This is a genomic window from Streptomyces rectiviolaceus (assembly GCF_039533825.1).
GTDB classification, from domain to species: domain Bacteria; phylum Actinomycetota; class Actinomycetes; order Streptomycetales; family Streptomycetaceae; genus Streptomyces; species Streptomyces rectiviolaceus.
This window is the reverse complement of the sequence record NZ_BAAAUG010000215.1, coordinates 1-8601: the sequence shown is the minus strand read 5'-3', so window position 1 is coordinate 8601 and position 8601 is coordinate 1. Positions and strand designations below refer to the sequence as shown.

Annotated in this window: 7 protein-coding genes; 4 read left to right on the top strand and 3 right to left on the bottom strand. The window is 73.8% G+C overall.

What is annotated here, in order from left to right:
- Nucleotides 1-3223 (bottom strand): CHAT domain-containing protein (locus ABD378_RS41635; RefSeq protein ID WP_344530265.1); only part of this gene is annotated, 3223 nt, incomplete at its 3' end.
- An 81-nt stretch (nucleotides 3224-3304) separates the two neighbouring features.
- Here ABD378_RS41635 and ABD378_RS41630 point away from each other — a divergent pair.
- Nucleotides 3305-3697, top strand: a complete 393-nt coding sequence (locus ABD378_RS41630; protein WP_344530263.1) for a hypothetical protein — start codon at nucleotides 3305-3307, stop codon at nucleotides 3695-3697.
- A 22-nt stretch (nucleotides 3698-3719) separates the two neighbouring features.
- Nucleotides 3720-4646 (top strand): hypothetical protein, encoded by a 927-nt coding sequence (locus tag ABD378_RS41625; protein WP_344530261.1) that lies wholly within the window; start codon nucleotides 3720-3722, stop codon nucleotides 4644-4646.
- Between the two features lie 10 nt (nucleotides 4647-4656).
- On the opposite strand, the gene ABD378_RS41620 is transcribed toward ABD378_RS41625, so the two are convergent.
- Nucleotides 4657-6015, bottom strand: coding sequence for a hypothetical protein (locus tag ABD378_RS41620; protein WP_344530259.1), 1359 nt, complete (start codon nucleotides 6013-6015; stop codon nucleotides 4657-4659).
- Nucleotides 6016-6128: 113 nt separating this feature from the next.
- Between ABD378_RS41620 and ABD378_RS41615 the strand changes: the two genes are divergently transcribed.
- Nucleotides 6129-7418 (top strand): molybdopterin-dependent oxidoreductase, encoded by a 1290-nt coding sequence (locus tag ABD378_RS41615; RefSeq protein ID WP_344530257.1) that lies wholly within the window; start codon nucleotides 6129-6131, stop codon nucleotides 7416-7418.
- Nucleotides 7418-7906: a hypothetical protein gene (locus ABD378_RS41610; protein WP_344530255.1), complete on the top strand. Its 489-nt coding sequence runs from the start codon at nucleotides 7418-7420 to the stop codon at nucleotides 7904-7906. Before ABD378_RS41615 ends, ABD378_RS41610 begins: the two co-directional genes overlap by 1 nt.
- Here ABD378_RS41610 and ABD378_RS41605 read toward each other — a convergent pair.
- A complete protein-coding gene (locus tag ABD378_RS41605) occupies nucleotides 7849-8541 on the bottom strand; it encodes a class I SAM-dependent methyltransferase (RefSeq protein WP_425583974.1) in 693 nt (230 codons plus the stop codon). The genes ABD378_RS41610 and ABD378_RS41605 overlap by 58 nt on opposite strands.
- Nucleotides 8542-8601 lie beyond the last annotated feature (60 nt).

The window sequence follows — 8601 nt, the reverse complement described above, 5'->3', positions numbered from 1 at the left end:
TGGCGTGGTGCAGCGCCCGCAGAGTCGGCGTGTACGAGGAGACGACCCGGTCAAGGGCGCCGGACACGCCGTCGGCTGGGGCCGCGGCGTGCAGCGGCATCGTGCCCAGGGCTCCGGCGGGCGACCACCACATGCGAGGCCGTGGTCCGTCGGGCGCGGCCCGGACGGCCAAGTGGTCGAGGACGGGGCCGGTGACCACCTGCCACAGCCAGGCGAGCGTCTCCCGCACGACTTGCTGGGCGCGCTGCGACTGCTTCCGGGAGGTCGCAGGCGCCTCTATGCGTTCCAACGCGTCCTGAAAGGCCTTCCGGCGCGCGGTCGTCGGCTCCGGACCGAGCCCCGGGAGCGGCACTGCTTCGATGGAGCGCTCGCGGACGAGCAGCGCGTCGCTGCCGTACGGGGACACGTTGACCAGGACCACCGGCCCCGCCGCGGCTGTCGCGCGCAACTCCCGCTCGTGCCACTCACGCACCGGACGCAGCAGGCCGAGCTCCGGGTGTTCGGCACGGATCAGGTCGGTGAGCTGCCGCCATTCGGCGGCCAGTTGCTGACGTCGGTCGGCTCGGGCGTCGGACGCCCGCGATGTGTTCGATGGGCCTTCGCCCAGGAACTCCCCGTCGAGCGGCTCCCGGCCGTCGGTCGCCGTGTCGAGGGCGTCGCGGAGTTCCTCGAAGCGGTCGGCGATGCCCGGGGCCGTCTCCCGGAGCCGGGTCAGATCGCTGTCGGCGTCGAAGGCGTGGGACAGCAGCACACCTCTGGCCTGCTCGAGGAGCCCCACCGCCAGATCGGGCCGGCCGCAGCGCACGGCGCACGCCGCCGCCGCGGCGCCCAGACCGATGGTCCGGCCCAGCAGGAACTCCTGGTCGTCGCGGACGAGATGGCGGGGGGCGACGGAGTGCAGCAGGTCGACCGCCACCACGTAGCCGTCCAGGGCGCGGTCCCAGACGCCGAGTTCCGCCCAGGTGTCGCCCCAGGACCTCGCGGCGTCCAGGCGCTCGGACGGCGCGCACTGGTGCTCAAGGGCCGCCGCCCGGAACACGTCGGCCGCCTCGGCGAGACCCGCTGGGCGGTCGCGGCCGGCCGGCAGGTCCCGCAGGGCGTTGCCGAGGTTCGTCAGGCGCAGCGTGCGCCTCGCGTGGCCGGGCGGTGTGACTTCGACCGCCCTGCGGAACAGCGCGACCGCCTCGCCTCGGACCGTCGACGACAACACGGCGCCCAAGCCCGACAGACGGGCGCCCGCGGCCACCGCCAGGGCGCCGGGCAGCTCGGGAGAGTCCGCGGGAAGCGCGGCGATCACCGCGTCGGCGAGACCGCGGGCCTCCCGCGCGTCGCCGATCCGGCGCGCCGCCCGGCAGCGCGTGATCAGAGCCATGGACAGGTTGTGGCGCCGACGCGGCAGACGGGGGTCGTCGGCCGGGGTGAGGGCGAGTGCCTCCCTGAACAGCCTGATCACTTCGTCTAGTCGGGCGGCCGGGTCGGCGGCACGCTCGAGTCCGCTCATCTTGCTGATCGCCGTGGAGCCGAGCAGCGCCGCACGGTGCGCGACGCCGAGCCCCGGCAGCTCGGCGGCCCGGCGCCGGCACTCCTGAGCCTCCCGCAGATCCTCGCCGTCCTCGGTCAGCCGGTGGCGCAGGCCCAGGGCCATGCCGAGGTTCAGCAGCCGCACGCCGAGGATCTCGTGCCCTTCGGAGGTGAGCTCCACCGCCTCCCGAAGGGCCAGGATCGCCTCGTTCAACTCCCCGGGATCTCCCGTGCGTTGGTGACTGGAGCTCAGCACCATCCCGAGGTCGCTGAGCGTCACGGGCCGCTCCGGGTGGCCCGGCGGCAGCAGCGGCTCGGCCTGCCGCAGGAGCCGCAGGGCCTCGGCGAGGTCCGCGCTCCTGCCTTCCGGATCGAGGCCGTACCGGGCGTGCAGGGCCATCGCGGGGGCGATGAGGCGCGCCGCGGTGCGGGGCGTCGGCTCCCCGGATGCGGCGACCACGGCGGACAGATGCGTGATCGCCGCGTCCAGATCGGCCGGATCGCCGGTCAGACTGAAGCGGGCGCGCAAGGCGTTGCCGAGGACACCGCGGACGGAGGTGCGCCGAGCCGGGTCCTCCCGTGACGCCTCCAGCGCACCGGTCAGCACGCCGACCGCTTCGTGCAGGTCGTGCGGCCGACCGTTGCGTTGGTAGCGCAGGATGAGCCCGAGGCCCAGGTTGAGCGCTGCCGCCGCCGGGCCTTTCGGATCGTCGGGAACGGCGCGGCGGAGCAGGTCCACCACCTCGTCGCACTCCTCGGGCGAGCCGCCCTCCCGCTGCCGCAGCGCCAGCAGAGCGCTCCCGAGGGTGCTGAGGCAGTGGGCCAGATGCGGGCTGTGTGCGGGCAGTTGGGCCAGTACGTCACGGGCCGTGCCGACCGCTTCGTGCAGGTCGTCCGCGTCGTACGACCGCTGGTAGCGCTCCAGGAACTGGATGCCCAGGTTGCTGAGCGTCGGCAACCGGTCGGGGGAGTCGGCCGGAAGGCGCTTGAGCGTGCGGTGGGTGAGACGGAGCGCCGCGTCAGGACCTGCGTCGGCGTTCGGCTGGCCCTCCGGCTGGTCCTCCGGCCGGTCCTGTCCGGCGAGGGACAGCGCGTGGGTCAGATCGGCGACCCGGGTCGCGTACGTGGGGTCGTGCTCCGGAGTCGCGAGGGCGGCGAGGCTGCCCATACCGACCGCCAGGCTCAGCAGCACCTCACGCGTGGGCGTCGATGCGCCCACCCGCACGGCCAGGTCGTACAGCCGGAGTTCGTCCTCGGCGGCGCCCCGCGGAGGATGGTGCTGCCGTCCCTCGGCCGCGATCACGGCCGCGGCGCACTCGGCCGACCACTCGGCGGGGCCGTCCGCGTGCGCCGGGTCGGGGCGGTCCGCGGGGTCGGTGGACTCGTAGCCCGCCGCCAACTGGGGCGGCACGAGCCCGGGATCGGCCACCCACACAGGGAAGAGCAGCGTTCCGGCCATGGCTCCGTGGACGCTGCCCCGCGCGTCGTCGGGGGAGGCCGCCGCGCGGGCCGCGCAGAGCCAGCCGGCCACGTGCCGGGCCTCCAGGTCGGTCGTGCTGTCGACGCTCCGGAGCAGTGCCCGGAGTTCGGCGTCCGCCTCGGGCCCGAACACCACGTCCGCGCGCACGACCCCCTCGGTGGCCCCGGCCCGTGCGAGGCGCGTACGGATCGTCTGTACGAGCCGGTCCCGGTCGTCCCTCACCTTGTGGTTCCCCCCTGCAGTCGACTCCGGCAGCGCGGTGACTCGCTCTCAACTGCGCGCGATTTCCGGCACACTTGGACCATGACCGTATCCCCCGACCGTCCCGAACTCGCCCACGGCACAGCGGCGTTGTGCGCCCTGCTCGGCTCGCCGGACGACATGCGGCAGCCCGGCGTCCAGGAGGCGGCGGAGCGGGCGAGAGATGTGCTGCAGTCCGGTGCGGGCGCCGACGAGATCGCGGAGTGCTACGAAACCCTCGACCACGCGATGCGCAGGGCCGGGGACGCGGGCGGTCTTGTCAACGGGTCCCGGGGCGCCATGACCCCGGGCCTCGCGCAGCACATCAGGGTGGCCGTGTGCCCGGGACCGGCCCACTGCAGCCGGCTCGAACGGGCCCGAGACCTGCTGCCCGCCCCCCACTGCGCGGTCAACGGCGCACGCATGCGCAAGGGCCGACTGGACGCCGGGCAGTGACCGCCTCCGGTCTGCCGACGTCATGAACCCGCTCCTCGCCACCCTGGGCGGCAAGCTCACCGAACGCTGGCTGAACCTGCTGGTGCTGCCCGGCGCCCTCTTCCTCGCCGCCACGGCCGTCGGCGCGACCCTGGGGCACCGCCACTGGCACGACGCCGACCGGCTGCGCGCCACCCTGGACGACCTCGCGGCCCGCCCCGCACTCGACAGGACCGGCACCGCCGCGCTCGTGGTGGCGCTCGTCCTGCTCTCCGCGGCCGCGGCCTCGCTCGCCTCGCAGTTCCTCGGCGGCGCGATCGAAAGCTACTGGCTGCGGTTCGGCCGTGACCCGCTCTCGCGCGCCCTCACCGCACGGCGTCGGCGGCGGTGGCAGACAGCGGAAGCGAAGCTTGAGGACGCCGTCCTCCACGCCGCCCCGACCGGTTCCGGAGCGGGCGGTGCGGTGCGGGTCCCGAGCGGCACCGTGGCGCGGATACAAGCCCTGAGCGAGGACCGCGACCGTATCTCGCTGTGCGAACCGAGACGCCCCACCTGGTACGGCGACCGCATGCAGGCGGCGGCGGACCGCGTCGAAGCCGCCTACGGCGTGGACCTCGCCGCCCTGTGGCCGCGTCTGTGGCTGATCCTCCCCGAACCCGCCGTACGGCAGATCCAGGCGGCCCGTGACTCGTTCAGCGCCGCGGCCCGCCTCGCCGCCTGGGCCGTGGGCTATGCCCTGCTCGCCTGCTGGTGGTGGCCGGCCGCGCTGGTCGCCGTCGGGTGCGGAGCCGTGGCCCGTTCCCGTTCCCGGGCCGCGCTCGACGCGCTCGCGGGCCTCACCGAGGCGGCCGTCGACGTCCACGGCAGGGAACTGGCCACGCGCGTCGGCCTGCTCGGGCCGGACGAGACGGGGCTGCTGGCCCATGAGACGGGAGACGGGATGTCGGAGGTGTTCCGGAAGGCCCATTGACGTCGCCCCCTCACCACCCCGTGAACAGCAAGTGATTGACGGCGAGCGCGAGTACGGCCTGTGCCGCGAGCCAGTGGCGCCGACCCGCCGTCGGCAGGAGCGCCGTGGCCGCGAGCAGGAACGTGGCGAAGGGCAGCCAGATGCGCTCGGTTTCCGCCTTGCTCATGCCGGAGAGGTCGGCGGCCACAAGCGCGAGCAGGGCGGCCAGTACGAGGACGGCCAGGCGGTCGGCGGGGTTTGTCCGGCCGGTGCGCAGGCGGCTGATCGCGCCCGGGGCGGACGCCAGAGTCCTGCGGAGGCCTGCCACCGTCGCGAGGCCGACGACCAGCACCGTGCAGGCGAGGTTGGCCCAGACGAAGTAGCCGTACGGCCTGATGCCGCCCGCTCCTTGGTGGTAGCGCTCGACGAGCAGGTGGTACGCCTCCCACCAGTTGAAGCCCGCGAGGGTGAAGGCGAGCGGGACGACGGCTGTTCCGGCAAGGACCAGCGGGAGCGGGCGCAGGGTGCGGGTGATCAGCAGGACGGCGGCGGCGACGAGGGCGAACAGGGTAAGCCCGTACGAGAGGTAGCAAGTGAGGCCGAACAGCAGGCCCGCACCGAGGGCCGCGGCGGCGGGGGAGCGGACGGTGCGCGTCGCCGCCAGCGCCAGCAGGGCGATCATCCAGGCCGTGACGGCGGCGAAGTAGCCGTCCGCGGAGGCGCCGACCCAGATCGCGGCCGGGGCGAGGACGAGGAAGGGCGCCGCCCGGCGGGCGGTCGCCTCGTCGGCCAGGGCCCGCAGGGTGATCAGGACGGCCACCACGGCGGTGCTGCCCGCGGTGACGCAGAACGCACCGGCCCAGGCGCCGCCGCCCAGGCCGACGCGGTCGAGGAGGACGAAGGTGAGGGTGGCGCCGGGCGGATGGCCCGCCGTGTGGGCGGGCCAGTGACCGGGGGAGTCGATCAGGATGTGCCGCGTGAAGTCCCGCAGCGTCGCGGGGATGTCCTCGAAGCGGTCGATGACCTGGAGGTACTCGTACTTGGTGGTGAGCCGCCGCGCCACGCCCCGGTGCCAGCCGTCGATCAGCGCGAGCGACCAGATCCAGGCCATGGAGGCGGCCCAGGCGGTGAGGAGAAGGGGCCGCCACGGGAGCCGGGCGGCGAGGGCGGGGGCGTACGCGATCACCGCGACGGCGACGATCAGCGCGGCGGGTGTGCCGGGACCGATGTGCGGATCCCACCGGGCGTACAGCGGAGGCCAGTTGAGGTGCAGCGTGCCGTCCGCGTGCTCGATGGACGTGCCGACGACGACGGCCGCGGCGACGAGCAGCGCCGCGATCCCGGCCGCGGCCAGGTCACGGCTGTGGCCGGTGTGTTCTGTGGTGCTCACGTCTGCACGTTAGGCGCAGGTGGAGCGGGTGACGGGGCTCTGAGGGGTGACGTCAGCGTTTCGTCATGAGTCGCGGGCCCACTGGGGGGCCGGGTCCGGCATACGGTCGATTCATGCCCCCCGCCCCACATATGACCTCCCCTGCCGACCCCGGTTTCTGGCGCAGCCCGCTGCGCGGGCCCTGGTTCACCGCGGTGCTCGGCGTCGTTCTGCTGGTCGGTGTCACTGTGCTGTTCGTGACCGGCCTGCTGTCGTACGCCGCGTACAACCCGAATCTGTCGTCCGTCAACGACAAGACGCCGGACAAGGGCCTGCTCGGCTTCTATCTCTTCGACTGGCCGACCGATCCGCACTGGCTCTACCGACTCAACCAGGGCTTGCACGTCACGGTCGGCATCACGCTGATCCCGGTGCTCCTCGCGAAGCTGTGGTCGGTGGTCCCGAAGCTCTTCGCGCTGCCTCCGGCGCGGTCGGTCGGGCACGCCCTGGAGAGGGTGTCGCTGCTCCTGCTCGTCGGCGGCGCGCTGTTCGAGTTCGTCACCGGCGTCCTCAACGTCCAGCTGGAGTACCTCTTTCCCGGCTCGTTCTATCCGCTGCACTTCTACGGCGCCTGGGTGTTCTTCGGCGCGTTCGTGGCCCATGTCGTGCTGCGCCTGCCCCAGGTCGTACGTGTCCTGCGGGAGCAGGGGTGGCGCGAGCGGCTGCGGGATCCGCGTCCCGAGCCGTCCGACGCGGGGGGTCGGGTGGCGCAGGGGGGTCTGGTGGCGCCCCGGGCCGCTGAGCCGACCGTGTCGCGGCGGGGCGCGCTCGGCATGGTCGGCGCGGGCTCCGCGCTGCTGTTCGTCACGACGGCGGGGCAGAACTTCGACGGGCCCCTGCGCCGTACCGCACTGTTCGCCCCGCACGGTGGCGGTGATCCGGGGAACGGGCCGAACGGGTTCCAGATCAACAAGACGGCTGCGGGGGTGGGCATCGAGCGGCGGGACACGGGTGATCTGTGGCGGCTCGTCGTCGGTGGACCACGCGGAGACGTCCGGCTTTCCCGGGCCGACCTGCTCCAACTCCCGCTGCACAGTGCGGCGTTGCCCATCGCCTGCGTGGAGGGCTGGTCGACGTCGGACCAGTGGTGGCGCGGCGTGCGGCTGCGTGACCTCGCGGCGCTTGCCGGGTTCGACGAGGACCCTCCGGGCGTCCTTGTGGAGTCCTTGCAGCGGCATGGGGCCTTCCGCAAGGCCGCGTTGCGCGACAACCAGGTCCGCGACCCGCGCTCCCTGCTCGCGCTGCGGGTCAACGGCGAGGACCTGTCGCCGGACCATGGCTACCCGGCGCGGATCATCGTCCCGGCCGCGCCCGGCGTGCTCAACACCAAGTGGGTGTCCCGTCTGACCTTTGGGGAGCTGTGATGACCGGTTTCACGCACCGATTCCGGCGGTGGTACGGCGAGGGGCCGCTCCAACTCCTGGTGCTGCTCGGCTCTTTCGCGCTCGCGGGGTATGCGGGGGTGCGTCTCCTGGACGGTGACTGGCTGCTGATCGCCGTCTGGTTCGTCGGCGCGGCGCTGGTGCACGATCTGCTGTTCGTGCCCGCCTACGCACTCGCCGACCGGGCGCTGCGGGCCGCCGCCGATGGACGGCGCGGCCGCGGGGAGTGGATCAACTTCGTGCGCGTTCCGGCTTTCCTGTCCGGCCTGTTGCTGCTGGTGTGGTTCCCGCTCATCGCCGGACAGGTGGAGCGCTATGAGTCCGCCACCGGGCTCCCGGCCGATGGCTTCCTCGCCCGCTGGCTGATCGTCACGGCCGTCCTGTTCGCGGGAGCCGCCCTGTGCCGGGCGCTTCAGGCCCGGCGTGCGCGGCGCAGCGCCACGAAGGAACGGCCGCCGGTGGTCCACTGACCTGCCGGGTGCCAGCCGAGCGGACGGGCGTGACGCAGCAGGGCGGGAGTGCCGAGACGGGCCCAGGGGAACGACTCGCCGGGTGCGCCGTGCCCGTCGTCGACGTGCACATCCACCCGCTCGTCGACGTCCAGCTGAGCGGTCTCGGCGATCAACAGACCGCCGGGGGCGAGGAGTTGGGCGACGCGGTCGAGCAGCGCGGTGGGGTCGCCGCCGATCCCCACATTGCCGTCGATGAGCAGGGCCGTCCCCCAGCGGCCCTCGCCCGGCAGCGTGTCGAAGACGGAGCGGAGCAGTGCGGCGCCACCAAGGCGCAGCGTGTGGTTGACGGCTGCCTGGCTGACGTCGACCCCCAGGACGCGATGGCCTCGGGCCGCGGCTGCGGCCACCAGGCGGCCGGGCCCGCAGCCGATGTCGAGGACACTGCCCTCGCAGCGACGCAGGGCGGAGAGATCCGCCGCGTCGGCACGCGCACACCACCGCTCGACGTCGAGCGGAAGCAGCCAGCCGTCGCTGCGGCGCAGGAACAGCGGGCCGTGGCCGTTGCGCAGGGCGTTGGTGTACGGGACCGCGAGCCAGGGCGCGGCATCGGCGCCGCTCTCGCGAAGGCCGGTGTCCGGCGGTGCGGTGCTCATCGGCCGCCGCCCGGGCCCGTGTGCCCGGCAGCCGTCGCGAGGCGCGCGAGCGTGGCGGCG

Bases quoted from the DNA above. Each gene is read 5' to 3' on its own strand.
- ABD378_RS41630 (WP_344530263.1), top strand. From the start codon at position 3,305: ATGACCGTATCCCCCGACCGTCCCGAACTCGCCCACGGCACAGCGGCG.
- ABD378_RS41610 (WP_344530255.1), top strand. From the start codon at position 7,418: ATGACCGGTTTCACGCACCGATTCCGGCGGTGGTACGGCGAGGGGCCG.
- ABD378_RS41605 (WP_425583974.1), bottom strand. From the start codon at position 8,541: ATGAGCACCGCACCGCCGGACACCGGCCTTCGCGAGAGCGGCGCCGAT.
- ABD378_RS41625 (WP_344530261.1), top strand. From the start codon at position 3,720: ATGAACCCGCTCCTCGCCACCCTGGGCGGCAAGCTCACCGAACGCTGG.
- ABD378_RS41615 (WP_344530257.1), top strand. From the start codon at position 6,129: ATGCCCCCCGCCCCACATATGACCTCCCCTGCCGACCCCGGTTTCTGG.